The following is a 17,051-nucleotide window of genomic DNA, read 5'->3' as shown; positions in this document are numbered from 1 at the left end:
TTCTCAACACTTAATTTACTTGCTACCAAAGTAGACGCATTTAGTAGATGGATGCCCTTATTTAGTAGACACTCAGATAGTTAAACCCTTTAATAGCAAGGGCTGCGGGGTAATTTAAACAATTTGGCTGAGTTGTTCTTTCCAGTCAGACATAGACTACCACTTCCTTTTCGGTTGAAAGAGTTCTTCCAAATCGTCTTCTTTTTTGTGTTTGGCTTTGTCTTTTGCGTGTGCGTCTTTCAGTTCCTGCGCAATTTGCTCTAACGCGTTTTTGATCGACTCCTGACGAGATGTGGTATAGTCGTCAGAAAAGCTTTGCTCTTCAATGGTGCGCAACGCTTTCTCATAATACTGACGTGCCGAACCTAGCATATGGCTTTCATAAGCGTGACGACCACGACGAATGAGTGTTTCAATACTGATTTTTAACTGTAACTTGCTTAAACGCTGATCCTCGACATTAAAGACGTTACTGTCAACCCGACCACGAGCGTGCTCACTTCTTAGCGTTGCTTTTAAACGTTTCAGCGCGTTAATCATCGCAATAATTTGTTTATTGTTTTGCGGAATTTCAAACTCTTCGCTGATCAGCGATGTGTCTTTAGGATCAATGCCTTCCATTCTTTCTTTGTAATCTTCAAGGCGTGACTTAAAGTCTTTGGTTGGCGATACAGCGTACATGTTTTGCAATACTTCGTATGCGCGCATATTCAGCACAGCCAGCATCGACTTACCAATAGGAAAGAAACTGGACATATGAATAAGATCTTCAATTTGTTCCAGAGCGTTTCTGTAACGGGCAAGTTTTTTGCGTCGCTCAAGTTCCTGACGCTGCTTATGTTGTTGCACTGAACCGACGATAATCGCCAGTATTATCAGAAGAATAATCAGTGCTATAACAATGGTGTAAATCATATAACGCTCATTAGGTTGTTATTATTTTTTAAGGTAATGTCAGAGAAAAAACACCACCACCTAAGTGTCCATTATTTTTCAGTTCGATAAAACCTTTTTTATCGTTTCTTTGGTGGGCTTGTGCGATTAGGTGAGCAAAATAGAGCCCTAAACCTGTACGGCCTTTATTCATATCCAGCTTCTGCATGGGTACTTGCGCTTGTTTTAGCATGTGATTTGGAAAACCCTCGCCATTATCATGCACTGAAATCTGACATCCCTTATCTTCGTCGACTGTCACCGTAATAAAGAGTTTATCGGCGGTATAGCGCATAGCATTAATAATAACGTCGTTCAGTAAGTGACTAATAAGGTCTTTATCAAAGTAGCCCACGGCTGACTCACCGATATCGGTTGTAACGCTGATACCTCGCTGCTCAAGATACACTTCGTTGTTAAGTAGCAGTTCCTCAAGCACCTCGTCCCAATAATGTTCGTCAACATTCAGCGGCAACGCTCCCTGCTGGTCTCGGTATAAGGTCAGCAGTTGTATAAGCCCTGAGTTAATTCGTTGCGCTTCGTAATGGACTTTTGCCATGTTTTCTGTTGCACTGCCTTGTGGTACTTGCTCGGAAACCTCTTCAATTAGCTGAATAAGCAAGCACAGCGAATTTTTCATGTCGTGAGCAGAGGAGGCGAGTATCGCAGAAAAGTCGAATGTGGGCTGTGTCATAGTTGAATTCCGGTTCCAGCTGCTTATACCTACCAGCTTTTCTATTTGTCATAGTTATTAAGATTATTATACTATTTTTTTATATCACAATTCGCAAACTGAGTGGCATGTCCTGCTATGAAATTACAGCAATTAAAGTACATTGTTGAAGTGATGAACCATAACTTAAACGTTTCTGCCACCGCGGAAAGTTTGTTTACGTCACAACCTGGTATTAGTAAGCAAATACGAATGCTGGAGGATGAGTTAGGGGTTCAAATTTTTGGGCGTACGGGAAAGCACCTGACGCATATCACGCCCGCCGGGCAAGATATTATTAGAGTTGCGAAACAAGTGCTCGATAATGTGCAGTCGATAAAGACGGTTGCATCCGAACACACTCAGCCTGATCAGGGAAAGTTAACGATTGCTACAACCCATACTCAGGCACGTTATGCGTTACCTCAGGTTATTAAACAGTTTATCGGTCAGTATCCACGTGTTTCTTTGCACATGCACCAAGGCTCACCTCAGCAAATTAGCGAAGCGGCGGCAAAAGGACGCACCGATTTTGCGATAGCGACAGAGGCACTGCATCTATATCAGGATTTGATTATGCTGCCTTGTTACCATTGGAACCGCTCAATTGTGGTGCCTAAGTCACACCCGCTGGCACAATTAAAAGATATCTCTATTGAAGATGTTGCCAAGTATCCAATTGTCACTTATGTGCATGGGTTTACCGGTCGTTCTGAGCTCGACAGAGCCTTCGCTCAGGCGGGTAAAGAGCCACAAATTGTTTTTACGGCGACAGACGCAGATGTAATAAAGACCTATGTGCGCATGGAGCTGGGAATCGGGGTCTTGGCTTCAATGGCATACAAAGAAGATGAAGATCGCGATTTAGTGGCCATTCCGGCCAGCCACTTGTTCGAAGCGAGCACCACCAAAATAGGTTTCCGCAGAGGGACGTTTTTACGAACTTACATGTATGACTTTATTGAAAGTTTTGCGCCACACCTTACTCGAGAGCGAGTGCAACAAGCGGCTCAGCTGAAGACACAAGAAGAAATTGATGCGTTATTTGAAAGATGTGAATTGCCGGTGTTGTAACACACCGGCTAATTACTTTTAGCATTCGATAATATTAACGGCTAGGCCGCCCCGGGCGGTCTCTTTGTATTTAGTCTTCATATCGTTACCGGTATCCCACATAGTCTTAATAACCTTATCCAGAGACACCTTATGGTCGCCGTTGCCACGCATTGCCAGGCGAGCTGCGTTAATGGCCTTGACGGAGCCCATTGCGTTACGCTCAATACACGGAACCTGAACCAGACCGCCGACAGGGTCACAGGTTAAGCCAAGGTTGTGCTCCATACCAATTTCAGCAGCATTCTCAACGGTTTCAGGGCCGCCTCCCATGAACTCAGCCAGTGCTCCGGCAGCCATGGAGCAGGCAACACCCACTTCACCCTGACAACCGACTTCAGCGCCGGATATAGAGGCATTTTTCTTATACAAGATGCCAATAGCGGCAGACGTTAGTAGAAAGCGAACGGCGGAGTCTTCGTCCAGTGTTTCAATGAATTTGTCCGCATAGCTCATGACGGCTGGAACAATGCCTGCTGCACCATTAGTTGGTGCGGTGACAATGCGGCCGCCCGCGGCGTTTTCCTCGTTGACGGCCAAGGCAAACAGGTCAACCCAATCCATGACTTGCATAGCGTCGCTCGATTTTTCTTTTTTAAGACGCTGATAAAGCGACGATGCACGACGACGCACTTTCAAACCGCCTGGCAAAATACCCTCGGTGGTAATACCGTTGGTAATACTTTGTTGCATGGTACGCCAAATTTTCATTAAGCCGTCGCGAATTTCGTCTTCACTGCGGAACACTTTTTCGTTCGCCATCATTAATGAGCTAATGCGCAGTCCGTGCTCTTTGCAATGCCCTAATAGTTCAGCGGCACTGTCGAACGGATAGGGAATGGGCTTAGACGATTGCTCAATGGCTTCTTCTAGAGTCTCATCAAAGTCTTCGTCACGAACAATGAAGCCACCACCAATTGAGTAATACAGGTCGCTGTAAATAATGTCATCGCCTTTAAGCAGTTTAAGCTCCATCGCGTTAGCGTGCTTTGGCATGGTTTTGCGACGATGGAACGTGATAGCGCCCTCAGATGGGAAGGTGACTTCATGATCTCCTAATAACGCCAGCTTTTCGGTTTTACGGGTTTGTTCAAGAAAGTTTTCAACGTTGTCGGTATCAACCGTTTCCGGTAATTCGCCCGCTAACCCCAAAATAACCGCTTTACCGGTTCCGTGACCCTTACCGGTTTGTCCTAAAGAGCCGAACAGTTCTACTTTGACACCATCTGCCTGAGTTAAGTGGCCAGCTTCTTTAGCGGCTTTCAGGAAATCGAAAGCCGCTTTCATAGGACCCACCGTGTGGGAGCTCGAAGGACCGATACCAATTTTGTAAATATCAAAAACGCTGATCATACTTATCCTTACCTGTCGCGTTCGTTACTATTAATTATAGTATTGTCGCATGAATTGTGTGGGGGCTGGCAAGCTTTATAGCGAAATAACTGGTCAGTTGAGTGGCTTAAAGTGACTTTTCCGCTCAGGCTGAAGCTGCTCTGCCAACTCTCGCAAAATTCCTGCGGTAGCTCCCCAAATATTGCGGTGCTGCCAGGGGATAAAATAAACCCGGTCATAAATGAACTTGCGAATGCGGTAAACATAATGATTGCTCGGATCAAGAATGTCCGCCAGAGGTACTTCGAATATCTCGGCGACTTCACTCTCTTCGGCAACCAGCTCCTGCTGCGGCGACACAAAGGCTACATAAGGGCGTATCATAAAGTAAGACAATACCGGATAGTCATGTAGACGGCCAATCACTTCAACCTGAGACCGAGGCAAACCAATTTCTTCCTCGGTTTCTCTTAATGCTGTATCCAGCAAGTCATTGTCGGTTCTGTCGTAGCGACCACCGGGAAAGCTAATTTGTCCGGCGTGTTTTCTTAATGAAGCGGAACGACGTGTCAGTATCAATGACAGCCCATGCGGGCGCTCAATGATAGGAATAAGCACTGCTGCTGGTCGCAAGCGTTTACGCAAGGGCTCGTCAAGTTTTCGGTCAACTGACGGCGATGGCGTAAGGCTAAAACGTCGAACAAACTCGGCGCGGTTTTTGATGGTCATGAAGTTAACACCGGCAAAATACGAGACACTTTGTCCTTGGTTTCCTGATATTCCTCATCGGCTTTAGAGTCGGCAACCAAACCTCCGCCGGCCCAGCAATAAAGCTGACCGTTTTCTGCTAATAACGTGCGAATGGTAATACTGGAGTCGCTCTGGCCGTGCTGTGAAAAGTAGCCTATGCTGCCGCAATAAATGCCGCGGCGGTTCGGCTCGAGCTCTTCAATAATTTGCATAGCCCGAATTTTGGGAGCGCCGGTAATTGAGCCGCCGGGAAAAGCCCCTTTAAACAGACCTAAAGCAGAGCCGCCCGCTTTTAATTGCCCGGTAATGGTTGATACTAAATGATGCACAGCCGGAAAGCTCTCTATGGCAAATAGCTTCGGCGTTTTTACCGAACCGGGCTCGCAGTTTTTACTGAGGTCATTACGGAGTAAATCGACAATCATCAGGTTTTCGGCGCGATCTTTTTCTGAATTAAGCAGGGCTTGTTTACTGGCGGCATCTCTGGCGTTGTCTTCATAACGCGGGCGAGTGCCTTTTATCGGCTTAGTTTGTACCTCTCCCGCACTAGTAGTGCTTAGGAAGCGCTCAGGAGAAACGCTGAGAATAGCGCTTTCCGGGGTGCGCATGAAGGCTGAAAACGGCGCGTTATTAGAAGCCCTTAACTTTTTATAAGCTGCCCACTCACAACCCTGGTAACTCGCTTGGTAACGTTGCGCTAAGTTAATTTGGTAGGCGTCACCGCTGAGTAAGTAAGCTTGTACCGCATTAAATTTAGTATGGTACTCTGCCTCTGACATATTGCTTCGCCAGGCGCTGACCAGCTTGAAAGGAGTGTTTGAGTCTGGCGGCAGTGACTGCTCCCAATAAGCTTTCTGCGTTTTAAGCGCCTGTTCAGGAGCGACCAGCCAAACCTCGTCGCGCTTTTTATCAAAAATAACCGCTTCGCAATAGTACGCAAGTACTGCATCACTGGAGTTGTATTCGTCACGGTTAAACTCAGGAATGACTTCCAGGCAACGGCCGAAATCGTACCCCACTGCGCCGGCAAAACCGCCCTGGAAAGGCAAGTGTTCGGGGCCGTTATAGTGGCCTGTCAGCGCCATTAATTGCTCAGCGTAATCGAACATCTGGGCAGCGTGAGTTGGGGCTTTCGGGAGTTGGGCTATGCTATTGGCGGAGACAGTGAGTTGCTCGTTTTTACTTCGGATGACGCATTCAGGCGCTCTGAAGATAAAGTCATAATGAGCGTCTTCGTGTGTTGTCGAGGCTGAGTCAAGGAAAAGTGCATAAGCTTCGCTTTGGCAGCGCTCAAATAGCTCAAGCGCTGTTAGGGTGGTTTCCAGTTTTACGGCACATAAGTCAGGAAAAATGCTCACACTCAGCCTTTTGCGGTCACTTATTAACGATAAAAATGATTCTATCACAGTGGCACTGACTCGGTTAGTTACACTGGTCAGTTGTTAGTGAAAACGCTATTATAGCGCCACGTTTATCAGAACCCATATCGGAATCGTTCGATATAAAAATGAAGAGGTAGAGCCATGACCACCATTCGTCAGGCGGATTTTATTGACAGTATTGCTGATTCACTGCAGTACATTTCGTATTATCACCCATTAGACTTCATTAAAGCGCTGGACGAGGCGTATCAACGTGAAGAGAGCGAAGCAGCAAAGAATGCCATTGCTCAGGTGTTGACGAACTCGCGTATGTCGGCGCAAGGCCACCGTCCAATTTGTCAGGACACCGGTATTGTCACCTGCTTTGTGAAGGTTGGTATGGGTGTGCAATGGGATAAGACCGACCTGACAGTTCAACAAATGGTAGACGAAGGAACTCGCCGAGCTTACAACAATCCGGATAATCCATTACGAGCGTCAATTGTCGCAGACCCGGCAGGTGCGCGTAAAAACACGGGTGATAACACTCCTGCTGTTGTTCACATCGATGTGGTGCCGGGCGACGAAATTGAAGTCATGATTGCCGCAAAAGGCGGTGGCTCTGAGAATAAGTCGAAAATGGCTATGCTAAACCCTAGTGACTCGATTGCTGACTGGGTTGTAGAAACTCTGCCGAAGATGGGTGCCGGTTGGTGTCCACCGGGTATGCTGGGTATTGGTGTTGGTGGTACTGCTGAGAAGTCAGCCGTATTGGCGAAAGAGTCGTTGATGGAGTCTGTGGACATCCATGAACTGATTGAGCGTGGTCCGCAAAACGCGGAAGAAGAATTACGCTTAGAAATTTTCAACCGTGTTAACGCATTAGGTATTGGCGCGCAGGGTTTAGGTGGTTTAACAACGGTGCTGGATGTGAAGATTAAATCACTACCGACACACGCCGCTTCTAAGCCAGTCACCTTAATTCCAAACTGTGCGGCGACTCGTCACGTTCACTTTACGTTAGACGGCAGTGGTGCCGCAGACTTAGCGCCACCGAAGCTGGAAGATTGGCCCGATGTCACTTTTGAGCTGGGTGACGACGCTCGTCGTGTGAACCTGGATGAAGTGACGAAAGAAGATATTCAAGACTGGAAAATGGGTGAAACAGTGCTCTTGTCCGGTAAGTTGTTAACCGGTCGAGACGCGGCTCACAAGCGCATTAAAGGCATGCTGGATAACGGCGAAGAGCTTCCGGTCGACTTTAATAACCGCTTTATTTATTACGTCGGACCTGTCGACCCGGTGGGTGATGAAGTGGTAGGCCCTGCTGGCCCGACAACCTCTACACGTATGGACAAATTTACCGACCAGATGCTGGAAGAAGCCGGCATTATCGGCATGGTGGGTAAAGCCGAACGCGGCCCAGAAGCCGTTGAGAGTATTCGCAAACACAAAGCTGTCTATCTGATGGCTGTGGGCGGTGCTGCGTATCTGGTTGCTAAAGCTATTAAGAAAGCCAGAGTCGTTGCGTTTGAAGATTTGGGTATGGAAGCCATTTATGAGTTTGAAGTGGAAGACATGCCAGTCACTGTCGCTGTCGATAGCGACGGTCAAAATGCACATACGCAAGGTCCTGCTATTTGGAAAGCGAAAATTGCTGACTTGAATGAAAAACTGGGAGCTTAATGATGTCGCTGGCACTGTGGCAATGGATGGCAATAATAGGTGTGCCGGTTGTGACCGTTATTACGGCGTTGTTGTTGCTTTGGCAACAGCAGCGCCGTTTGCGTTTACAGGCAGAGCAACAAAATACGGCACTGGAGCAAGATGCAGAAATTCTTCGCGAGCGTATCGATGAATTGCAGCACGAAGTCTATGAAAAAGACAGTCGTCTGCGCGAGACGTTGGCCCGCGCTGATCACGAGCAAAAAACCGCAGAAGAAAAGCTGAACTTGTTAAAAGCCAGCGAGGAGCGCCTGACGCAGCAATTCGAGAACCTGGCTAACCGCATTTTTGAAGAAAAGTCGAAAGGGTTGCAGCAGCATCATCAGCAGTCTTTGCAGGCAACATTAGAGCCCTTTAAGCAACAAATCGATGCATTTAAAAAGCAAATTACTCAGCAGTATACGGACGAAACAAAAGAGCGTTCAGCGCTTAAAAACGAGCTGTTGTCGCTGAAAGATTTAAACCGTCGTATGGCTTCTGAAGCTGAGGCGCTAACTAAAGCATTGAAAGGCGATACCAAGCAGCAGGGTAACTGGGGCGAGGTTGTACTAGAACGTATTCTCGAACAGTCGGGGCTGCGTGAAGGGCATGAGTATCAAACCCAGGCACACCACCGCGATGAAGACGGTAAGTCATTCAAACCAGATGTTATTGTGCATTTGCCCAATAAAAAAGACGTGGTTATCGACTCGAAAGTCAGTTTGTCCGCTTATGAGCGTTACTTTAACTCCGACGATGACCTTGAGCGCGAACGAGCATTAAATGAACACGTTCAGTCACTTAAACAACACATAAAGCAGCTTGGGAAAAAGAGCTACCACCAATTGGAAGGCTTGAGAACGCTCGACTATGTGTTGATGTTTATTCCAATTGAACCGGCATTCTTATTGGCGGTTGACCGTGACCCAGAGCTTATCCGGCTGGCGCTGGACAATCAGATTATGCTGGTGAGCCCAACTAACTTGCTGGTTGCACTACGTACGGTTCACAATATCTGGCAGTATGAATATCAGAATCAAAACGCTGAGAAAATTGCCACCGACGCTGCGCGCTTGTACGACAAGTTTGTCGGGTTTGTAGAAGATCTGGAGAAAATTGGTAACGGCTTACAAACGTTGGATAACCGTTATCAGGAGGCGATGAAAAAGCTGAGTACCGGTCGCGGAAACCTTATTGGTCGAGTCGACAAGTTCCGCCAAATGGGTGTGCAAACGAATAAACGGTTAAGTTCAGACTACTTAGAAAATGACTCAGAAAGCGACGACTGAGCAATGCGCTCAGTCGTCTTCTAAGTCCTTTAGCGCTGCTCTAATGCACTGCGATGGTAATGGTCGACCCACAATGCTGTCGCACCCGATACAGCCAGCGGCATAATAATTAGGTTCACAAAAGGAATCATGGTTAATAGCGTGATTCCCAAGCCAAACGAGAAAGTCCGACTCCGCTGTAACCCCAACTCAGAGCGCATACGCTTAAATGAAATTTTGTGATTATCGAACGGATAATCCAAATACTGAATAGACATCATCCAGCAAACAAAAACGTACCAGAGAATTTGCCCAAATACCGGAATAATTAAGGACAGCAAGAAAAAGCCGATGGCCCGTGGCAGGTAATACATGAGTTTTTGAAATTCGCGGCCAACAGTTCGGGGTATGTCCTTAAGGAGTCCCATAAACCCCTCATCCCCTAAAGCTTCGCCACTTTCATAACGCTCGACTTTTTCCGCCAGTAAGCCATTAAAAGGTGCGGCGAAAAAGTTCATGATGCTGGTAAAAATAAAGGAGAAAAAGGCGACCATCACAATGACCACCAGTGGCCATAAGATAAATTCCAACCATTGGAAAAAGTCGGGTAGCCAAGCCATGAATTTATTAAGCCAGTAGTCGGCTTCGCCGTACAACCAACTGAAGGCAATGGTGAAGAGAATCAAGTTGGCCAAAATAGGGACAATAACGTAGCGGCGTAGCCCTTTGGTGCGGATGAGCTCTAAACCCCTTCCTATATAGGATATTCCCGACTCACTGTAGATCGGTTTGTGCATGCGAACTCCTGCTGTCACTTTTGTTGCTCATAATAGGGCAAAACCACCCTTGTGTGTGGTTGAAATTGTTACAAATGACTACGGGATCTGCTAGAGTCTTTGGATTATAAATAACGTCAGTAATAACTATAAAAACAGCCGAATGCAACTGAAACACATCAAACTTGTGGGCTTCAAGTCATTTGTTGACCCGACTAAAGTTCCTTTTCCCGATCAAATGACCTGCGTAGTGGGTCCGAACGGCTGTGGCAAGTCGAATGTCATCGACGCTGTGCGCTGGGTTCTGGGTGAAAGCTCAGCGAAAAACCTTCGCGGCGATGCCATGACTGACGTGATTTTTAATGGCTCTAACGCCCGTAAACCTGTGTCTCAAGCCAGTGTTGAACTGGTATTTGATAATAGCGCAGGGCGTATTCAGGGTGAGTATGCCGCGTTTAACGAAATCTCCGTCAAACGCTTAGTTACCCGAGACGGCCAGTCGAATTATTTTCTGAACGGCAGTCGTTGCCGACGCCGCGATATTACTGATTTATTCCTCGGGACCGGCCTCGGCCCCCGAAGCTACGCCATTATTGAACAAGGCATGATCTCCCGCTTAATTGAGTCAAAACCTCAAGAGTTGCGGGTGTTTATTGAAGAAGCGGCGGGTATTTCCAAATACAAAGAGCGTCGCCGTGAAACAGAAAACCGGATGAATCACACGCGCGAAAATTTGGAGCGTCTGAGTGATGTGCGTGAAGAATTGGGTCAACAGCTGGATAAGCTAGAGCGTCAGGCGGCCGCGGCAATTCGCTATAAAGAACTGAAAAAACAAGAGCGCCAGTTGAAAGGCGAGCTGCAGGCATTGCGTTGGTTAAAATTAGATAACCAGCGGCAGCAACTTGATGTCCAATACTCTGAGCAGCAGGCTGAACTTGAAAAGTGGCAAGCGCAGCAAAGCGGCGACGAACGTGGAGCTATAGAGCTGAAAGAAAGGGCTGAAGAGTTACGCTCTCAAGTTGAACAATCGCAAGAGAAAATGTTCATCCTGGGTAATGAAGTGACTCGTATTGAGCAAACTCTAAAGCATCAGCATGAAATTAAAGCGCAGCGTGAAGAGCGTTTGCAGCGAATTCAAAGCGAACTGACGCAACTTGAGTCGCAACTTGACGAAGATAAACTGCAAAAAGAGCAGTTGGCTGAGCAGGAAATGATGCTTGAACCGCAGCTTGAAGAGCTAGCCGAACAGGTTGAAGAGGTGTCTGAGCAAGCGCAACAGGCTGATGAAAACTACCGAAGCTGGCAACAGCAGCAACGCTCACAGCAGCAAAAAGTGCGCGATATTGAACAACAGCATCAGCAGGCGCAGCTGAAAGAACAACAGCTTCAGCAAAGCCGTGATTACACTAAGCAACAGCTAGAGCAAGTTAACGACCAGCAACAGGACGTTAAAAAGCAGCTTAGTGACGTATCGTTAGACAGCCTGCAACGCGAATTTGATGAGGCTAGTGAGCGATTAAACAGCGCTATTGAGCGGCTTCAAACAACAAAGCAACGGTTAGCGGACAGTCGCGAGCAGGTTGAGCAGGCACAGGAAGCGAAGCGCAGTGTTGAATTAGAACAAAATAAAGTACAGGCGAACCTGCAAGCCATTGAGCAGTTACTCATCAAGCATCAGTCAGGCGATGACAGCGCGGATGAGTGGCTTGAAACGCATTATCCAAATACCCCGAGAGTCCGTGACGTTCTGAAAGCAGAGCCTGGCTGGGAATTGGCTGTTGAGCAGTTTTTGTATGAGTGGCTGGATGCCGCGGTTCTTGAAAGCGCACCTGAACGAACTGAGTCAGTAGCAGGTCTGAAACTGATATGGTCAAGCGCCGGAGAGCCTAACCCCGGTACTTTGGCGAGCAAAGTCTCTGGTGCATTAAGATATTGGCCGCCGCTGCAACTGTGTGCTGTGGCTGACAGTGATGAGCAAGCACAAAAGCAGGTATTAGGCGGTGAGGCTGAGTTTGCTGTGTCAAAACAGGGTAACTGGCACTGGCCTAACGGGTTTATGTCATCACGAATTGATAGCAACACCAGCCAACTGCAGTTGCAGAGTCAGTGTGACAGCCTGAAACGTGAGCAAGAACAGTTAGAAAACTCGCTACAAACAGCGACACAAAAATTGGAACAGGCACGCGCTTCTCATAAAGAGATTGAGCAGGAACTTGAGCGCGAGCAAGAGCAGCAACAGGCCGCGCAGAATGACACAAATAAAGCGGAGCAGCAGTTAAACTGGGCTAAGCAACAGCAACAACAGTATACGCAACAACTGGAGAGGCTTAGCGAGCAACAATCAGAGCTTGAGCAAAAAGCAGAAGAGCTTAATGAGCGTATTGAGGAAGTGGCATTACAGCGCGAAGAGCTGAACGAACGGCTATTGGAGAGCGACGCGGCGAATGACGACTCAGGTGATGAGTTAGAACGGCTGGCCAGCGACAAGAAAGAGCAGTTGCAGGCACTAAAGTCTAAACAACAGCAGCTGTCTATGCAGCAACAAAACATTACTGTTCAGGTACAGCAGCTCGACACGGTCTTACAACGCAGTGAACAGCGTTACCAGCAGTTGGTGGATGAAAAGACCACGCAACAAAGCTCTGACGGCGAAGAAAATAAGCAGGAATTGGAAGAGCGACTGACAGAGCTTCTTGACCAGCGTCAGGAGCAGGAAGCCATTTTGCAGGAGCAGCGTGCGCAACTGTCTGAGTTAGAACATGAATTGTCAGAGCTTAATCAAGGTCAGTCGGCTGTTCAAATGCGTATTGCGCAAGCCAAAGAAGCACTGCAAAGCACTGAGATTGAAAAGGCCAAGTTGCAAGAGCGCAGCCAGGGGGTGCTTGAGGGACTGGCAGAAACCGGCATGACCTTGAAAACCTTACTGCAGGAGTTGCCACAGGAAGCCGAAGAGCAGCCGTGGCAGACTAACCTGGAGAGCGTGCAGAACAAAATTAAGCGCCTGGGAGCCATTAACCTGGCGGCGATTGAAGAAGCTGAAGCGCAAAGAGAGCGTAAACAGTATCTGGATCAGCAAGTGGATGACCTATCATCGTCTTTAGAAACGCTGGAAACAGCCATACGGAAAATTGATAAAGAAACCCGGCATCGCTTTAAAACGACTTTTGACGCGGTGAACAGTGACTTACAGGTATTGTTTCCAAAAGTGTTTGGCGGCGGTAGTGCCAGTTTAGAACTCACTGACGACGACTTGCTGGAAACAGGCGTCACTATTATGGCAAGGCCACCGGGTAAAAAGAATAGTACGATTCACCTGCTAAGTGGTGGAGAAAAAGCATTGACCGCATTATCATTGGTGTTTGCCATTTTCCGGTTGAACCCAGCACCATTTTGCTTGTTAGATGAGGTTGATGCGCCACTCGATGACGCGAACGTTGGTCGCTTTTGCCGCTTAGTGAGTGAAATGTCAGAATCGGTACAGTTTATTTATATCAGTCACAATAAAGTGGCTATGGAAATGGCGTCACACCTTGCCGGGGTGACAATGCAGGAAGCAGGTGTGTCGCGCCTGGTTGCCGTTGATGTAGGGCAAGCCGTCGCTATGACGGAAGCCTGACAATAATAAAAAGGTTGATAGAGCACATGGGCAATTTACAATTGACGCTCGGAATTTTAGGGGTACTGGCCATTGCCGGTATTATCGCGCACGGATTATGGAAAATTCGTAAAGGGAACCAGCAGCAACGGCAGCAAGAACAGCGTGTTGCTGAAAAGCGCCAGAAACAAAATAGTGGCTTTGATGATGATGGTATAGGGGAAGTCAGGGTGGTCCGTCAGGCTTCGTCTGAAACACCGGATACCACGGACTCGGTGCCAACTGACGATGAAGACACGAGTGCCAGAGACACTATTGCTGAGCCGAAGCCGTCAATGCGTGAAGAAGAGCCTCTTTCTGCGGCCGAGCAAATGGCTATGGACCTGGACGTCGACGACGAAGTCGATACGCCGCTACCTTCTATGCGTGTGGATAAAAATGAGGAAGTAGAGCAATCTGAGTTGGCGTTAGAGCCTTCAGACGAGAAACCACTGAAACAGCCTGAAGCGTCAACTGAGCAACCTGACGAACCCGAAGAACAGGGGGAGGCAGACATTGGCGAGCCAGAAGAAGTTATTGCATTGCATGTGAAGGGGTCAGTGCAGGGCGCATTGTTGTTGCAGATGATGACTGAGTTAGGTTGTAAGTTTGGCGACTTGGGCATTTTTCACCGCTATGAAAATACGGCGGGTACGGGCGAGTTAATTTTTAGTGTTGCCAATATGTTTAATCCGGGAACTTTTGATCTCGATAACCTGGAAAACTTTGAAACAGAAGGCGTTGCGTTTTTTATGACCTTGCCGATGAAGTTTGACGGCCAACAGGCCTTTAATATGATGCTTAACGCAGCCAAAAAGCTGGCAACTGAAATACCTCAAGGGCAGGTTTTAGATGGCCAGCGACAATTGCTAACCCGTCAGTCTATTCACGAAGCACGACAAACTATCCGTGAGTTTGAACGTCAACATTCAGCATAGAATTAGGTGTTATGAGTCAATCTACTGCCCAGCGAATGCAAGAGCTGGAACAATTACTGAATCGCTACAACAAAGAATATTACGAAAATGATGAGCCGTCGGTTCCTGATGCTGAGTACGACAAACTATTTCGTGAATTGCAGACGCTGGAAAAGCAAAATCCAGACCTAAAAAGCAAAACCTCACCAACGGCTAAAGTGGGTGGTAAGCCGCTAGCCAAATTCAACACGGTAAAACACGAAGTACCTATGTTGTCGTTGGATAATGCGTTTTCTGCGGAAGAATTCGCAGCGTTTTCTAAGCGTATTGGGCAAAAGCTGGATGAGGGGGCTCAGGTCACGTTCTGCTGTGAGCCCAAGCTTGATGGTGCGGCCGTCAGTTTATTGTATGAGTCGGGAGTGCTGGTACGCGGTGCCACTCGAGGTGACGGCGAAAGTGGCGAGGATATTACTGAAAACGTCAAAACCATTCGCAACATTCCTCTCAAGCTAAAAGGGGATGTCCCTGATCGACTGGAAGTTAGAGGCGAAGTGGTGATGCCAATCGGCGCTTTTGACCGCTTTAATGAAAAGGCTCGTCAACAAGGCGAGAAGGTTTTCGCTAACCCAAGAAATGCCGCTGCCGGGAGTTTGCGCCAACTGGACTCCCGAATAACGGCAAAGCGCCCACTGCATTTTTACGCTTATAGCCTGGGGTTAGTGTCTGAACATACGGTATTGCCCGACAGCCATTATGAACGTCTACAACAGCTAGCCGAGTGGGGACTTCCCGTTAACAGTGAAATTGAACGGGTAGACTCTGTTGAAGGTTGTGACAGCTATTATGAAAAAATTCTTGAACGCAGAGATTCTCTGAATTACGACATTGATGGTGTTGTCTTTAAGGTTGATACCATAGCTCTTCAGGAAGAACTTGGCTTTGTTGCCAGAGCGCCGCGTTGGGCTATTGCCCGCAAGTTCCCGGCACAAGAGCAACTGACGACTATCACCGGCGTCGACTTTCAGGTAGGACGTACCGGGGCTATTACTCCGGTTGCCCGGCTAAAGCCTGTCAGCGTTGGAGGAGTAACCGTATCGAACGCGACTTTGCATAACGCCGATGAAATTGAGCGTTTGGGCGTGCGCATTGGTGATACGGTAAGCATTCGCCGCGCTGGGGACGTTATTCCTCAGGTTGTCAGCGTTTTGAAAGAAAAACGGCCTGACAATACACAGGAAATAGCTTTTCCAACACGCTGCCCAGTTTGTGACTCTGACGTTGAGCGCATTGAGGGGGAGGCCGTGGCTCGTTGTAGCGGAGGACTCTACTGCGCAGCTCAGCGTAAAGAGGCGATAAAACACTTTGCCTCGCGTAAAGCCATGGATATTGATGGTTTAGGCGACAAGTTGGTTGATGTTCTGGTTGAAAAAGATTGGGTAAAATCACCTGCTGACCTATATCGTTTAAGTAAAGCCGAGCTGGCCACACTGCCAAGAATGGCCGCTAAGTCTGCTGAAAACTTAAAAAGCGCAATAGCTGCAACTCAGGAAACCACGCTTGCACGTTTTCTTTATGCGTTAGGCATTAGAGAGGTCGGAGAAGCCACAGCAAAAGCCCTGGCCAAACATTTTAAAACCTTTGACGCCGTTCAGTCCGCCAGCAGTGAACAATTGCAGGAAGTCCCTGATGTTGGCACGGTCGTGGCTGAACACATTGTGCGCTTTTTCCGTGAATCGCATAACGAAAACGTTGTGAAAGAGCTACGTGAGTTTGTCCATTGGCCGGAAGGCGAAGAGGCAGGCGACATACAAAGCGATCGTTTAGCTGGAAATACTTACGTGATTACCGGTACTTTGTCGACAATGACTCGTGACGAAGCCAAACAGGCGTTAGAAGCGTTAGGAGCAAAAGTCAGTGGCAGTGTGTCTAAGAAAACGACGGCGTTAATTGCCGGAGAAAGTGCTGGCTCAAAACTGACGAAAGCCCAATCCCTCGGGCTTTCGATACTGTCTGAAGACGAATTAAAAGAGCTTTTGGGCGCTTAGCGGCCGCGTGTGCTCAGGTCTTTTAAAAGGCCTGAGCCGCTAATATCAGCTATGCCTTTTTCTTCATCGAACTCGAACTTAATGGTTGGGTGTGTGCTATCTAACAAATAGCTTCTGTCGTTAATTCTGACGCGCAAGTGCTTCAACGGCTCTTCGTCATCAAATTCCCGGCGATGCTCAATAACGATGTTGTGCTCACCAATGGCCAGTTCGAAGCCTTTAAAAAAGCCTTCTGCAAACTCGGCAACATAGACCTGACCTTTGTCATTCACAAACATGTTGAGAATGTAATTAGGCGGCATTTCAGAAGTGCGCATTTGCGACTTGCCCGCGGTGAATATCACCGTGTCATAGACTTTTTTATACTCAAACCCGAAGTTAAGAGGTTCAGTCCTACCTGAAGGGTAAATAACTTTACCTTCGCCTTTGGCTTCCCAGTCAGCCAAACTCTGGGTACTGAATAACAAAGCAATACAAGTAATAGCGTATTTCAAAATCTTCATAAC

Annotated in this window: 13 protein-coding genes; 6 read left to right on the top strand and 7 right to left on the bottom strand. The window is 47.7% G+C overall.

Annotated elements, in window-relative coordinates:
• Positions 1 to 156: 156 nt before the first annotated feature.
• Together CWI73_RS03725 and CWI73_RS03720 are read right to left on the bottom strand one after the other, a co-directional pair.
• Positions 157 to 915 (bottom strand): hypothetical protein, encoded by a 759-nt coding sequence (locus CWI73_RS03725; RefSeq protein ID WP_126751600.1) that lies wholly within the window; start codon positions 913 to 915, stop codon positions 157 to 159.
• A 28-nt stretch (positions 916 to 943) separates the two neighbouring features.
• Positions 944 to 1,627, bottom strand: a complete 684-nt coding sequence (locus tag CWI73_RS03720; RefSeq protein ID WP_126751599.1) for a sensor histidine kinase — start codon at positions 1,625 to 1,627, stop codon at positions 944 to 946.
• Positions 1,628 to 1,744: 117 nt separating this feature from the next.
• Here CWI73_RS03720 and cysB point away from each other — a divergent pair, with 117 nt between their 5' ends.
• The gene (gene cysB, locus CWI73_RS03715) at positions 1,745 to 2,719 is read left to right on the top strand and encodes an HTH-type transcriptional regulator CysB (RefSeq protein ID WP_126751598.1); all 975 of its coding nucleotides are present in this window, start codon (positions 1,745 to 1,747) and stop codon (positions 2,717 to 2,719) included.
• A gap of 18 nt (positions 2,720 to 2,737) precedes the next feature.
• Here the strand turns inward: cysB and CWI73_RS03710 are convergent, their stop codons facing one another.
• The 3 genes from CWI73_RS03710 to pabB form a co-directional block, all read right to left on the bottom strand.
• Positions 2,738 to 4,111 carry an L-serine ammonia-lyase gene (locus CWI73_RS03710; RefSeq protein ID WP_126751597.1) on the bottom strand — a complete coding sequence of 458 codons (1,374 nt, stop codon included), beginning with the start codon at positions 4,109 to 4,111 and terminating at the stop codon, positions 2,738 to 2,740.
• A 93-nt stretch (positions 4,112 to 4,204) separates the two neighbouring features.
• Positions 4,205 to 4,819: a CoA pyrophosphatase gene (locus tag CWI73_RS03705; protein ID WP_053952484.1), complete on the bottom strand. Its 615-nt coding sequence runs from the start codon at positions 4,817 to 4,819 to the stop codon at positions 4,205 to 4,207.
• Positions 4,816 to 6,198 (bottom strand): aminodeoxychorismate synthase component I, encoded by a 1,383-nt coding sequence (pabB, locus tag CWI73_RS03700; protein WP_126751596.1) that lies wholly within the window; start codon positions 6,196 to 6,198, stop codon positions 4,816 to 4,818. Before pabB ends, CWI73_RS03705 begins: the two co-directional genes overlap by 4 nt.
• 165 nt (positions 6,199 to 6,363) lie before the next feature.
• On the opposite strand from pabB, the gene CWI73_RS03695 reads away from it, so the two are divergent.
• Together CWI73_RS03695 and rmuC are read left to right on the top strand one after the other, a co-directional pair.
• A complete protein-coding gene (locus CWI73_RS03695) occupies positions 6,364 to 7,887 on the top strand; it encodes a fumarate hydratase (protein ID WP_126751595.1) in 1,524 nt (507 codons plus the stop codon).
• A complete protein-coding gene (rmuC, locus tag CWI73_RS03690) occupies positions 7,887 to 9,194 on the top strand; it encodes a DNA recombination protein RmuC (protein WP_126751594.1) in 1,308 nt (435 codons plus the stop codon). The genes CWI73_RS03695 and rmuC overlap by 1 nt, the downstream gene beginning before the upstream one ends.
• 29 nt (positions 9,195 to 9,223) lie before the next feature.
• On the opposite strand, the gene cysZ is transcribed toward rmuC, so the two are convergent.
• Positions 9,224 to 9,970 (bottom strand): sulfate transporter CysZ, encoded by a 747-nt coding sequence (cysZ, locus tag CWI73_RS03685; RefSeq protein WP_126751593.1) that lies wholly within the window; start codon positions 9,968 to 9,970, stop codon positions 9,224 to 9,226.
• A 142-nt stretch (positions 9,971 to 10,112) separates the two neighbouring features.
• Here cysZ and smc point away from each other — a divergent pair, with 142 nt between their 5' ends.
• From smc to ligA, 3 genes are read left to right on the top strand one after another with little or no spacing between them, the layout of a single operon-like run.
• Entirely contained in the window at positions 10,113 to 13,565 is a 3,453-nt protein-coding gene (gene smc / locus CWI73_RS03680) for a chromosome segregation protein SMC (RefSeq protein ID WP_126751592.1), read from the top strand.
• A 26-nt stretch (positions 13,566 to 13,591) separates the two neighbouring features.
• Positions 13,592 to 14,521, top strand: a complete 930-nt coding sequence (gene zipA / locus CWI73_RS03675; RefSeq protein ID WP_126751591.1) for a cell division protein ZipA — start codon at positions 13,592 to 13,594, stop codon at positions 14,519 to 14,521.
• Positions 14,522 to 14,532: 11 nt separating this feature from the next.
• Positions 14,533 to 16,545, top strand: a complete 2,013-nt coding sequence (ligA, locus tag CWI73_RS03670; protein WP_126751590.1) for an NAD-dependent DNA ligase LigA — start codon at positions 14,533 to 14,535, stop codon at positions 16,543 to 16,545.
• On the opposite strand, the gene CWI73_RS03665 is transcribed toward ligA, so the two are convergent.
• Complete coding sequence (locus tag CWI73_RS03665; RefSeq protein WP_053952476.1) at positions 16,542 to 17,048, bottom strand: hypothetical protein; 507 nt, start codon at positions 17,046 to 17,048, stop codon at positions 16,542 to 16,544. The genes ligA and CWI73_RS03665 overlap by 4 nt on opposite strands.
• Between the last annotated feature and the right edge of the window lie 3 nt (positions 17,049 to 17,051).

The sequence above is a fragment of the Idiomarina piscisalsi genome, assembly GCF_003987095.1.
Classification (GTDB): Bacteria; Pseudomonadota; Gammaproteobacteria; order Enterobacterales; family Alteromonadaceae; genus Idiomarina; species Idiomarina piscisalsi.
This window is presented reverse-complemented; position numbering and strand designations above follow the sequence as displayed.

What these genes read in the sequence shown, in the direction of transcription:
- ligA (WP_126751590.1), top strand. Translation starts at nt 14,533, where the DNA reads ATGAGTCAATCTACTGCCCAGCGAATGCAAGAGCTGGAACAATTACTG.
- CWI73_RS03710 (WP_126751597.1), bottom strand. Translation starts at nt 4,111, where the DNA reads ATGATCAGCGTTTTTGATATTTACAAAATTGGTATCGGTCCTTCGAGC.
- CWI73_RS03695 (WP_126751595.1), top strand. Translation starts at nt 6,364, where the DNA reads ATGACCACCATTCGTCAGGCGGATTTTATTGACAGTATTGCTGATTCA.
- cysB (WP_126751598.1), top strand. Translation starts at nt 1,745, where the DNA reads ATGAAATTACAGCAATTAAAGTACATTGTTGAAGTGATGAACCATAAC.
- cysZ (WP_126751593.1), bottom strand. Translation starts at nt 9,970, where the DNA reads ATGCACAAACCGATCTACAGTGAGTCGGGAATATCCTATATAGGAAGG.
- CWI73_RS03725 (WP_126751600.1), bottom strand. Translation starts at nt 915, where the DNA reads ATGATTTACACCATTGTTATAGCACTGATTATTCTTCTGATAATACTG.
- CWI73_RS03705 (WP_053952484.1), bottom strand. Translation starts at nt 4,819, where the DNA reads ATGACCATCAAAAACCGCGCCGAGTTTGTTCGACGTTTTAGCCTTACG.
- smc (WP_126751592.1), top strand. Translation starts at nt 10,113, where the DNA reads ATGCAACTGAAACACATCAAACTTGTGGGCTTCAAGTCATTTGTTGAC.
- zipA (WP_126751591.1), top strand. Translation starts at nt 13,592, where the DNA reads ATGGGCAATTTACAATTGACGCTCGGAATTTTAGGGGTACTGGCCATT.
- CWI73_RS03720 (WP_126751599.1), bottom strand. Translation starts at nt 1,627, where the DNA reads ATGACACAGCCCACATTCGACTTTTCTGCGATACTCGCCTCCTCTGCT.
- rmuC (WP_126751594.1), top strand. Translation starts at nt 7,887, where the DNA reads ATGATGTCGCTGGCACTGTGGCAATGGATGGCAATAATAGGTGTGCCG.
- CWI73_RS03665 (WP_053952476.1), bottom strand. Translation starts at nt 17,048, where the DNA reads ATGAAGATTTTGAAATACGCTATTACTTGTATTGCTTTGTTATTCAGT.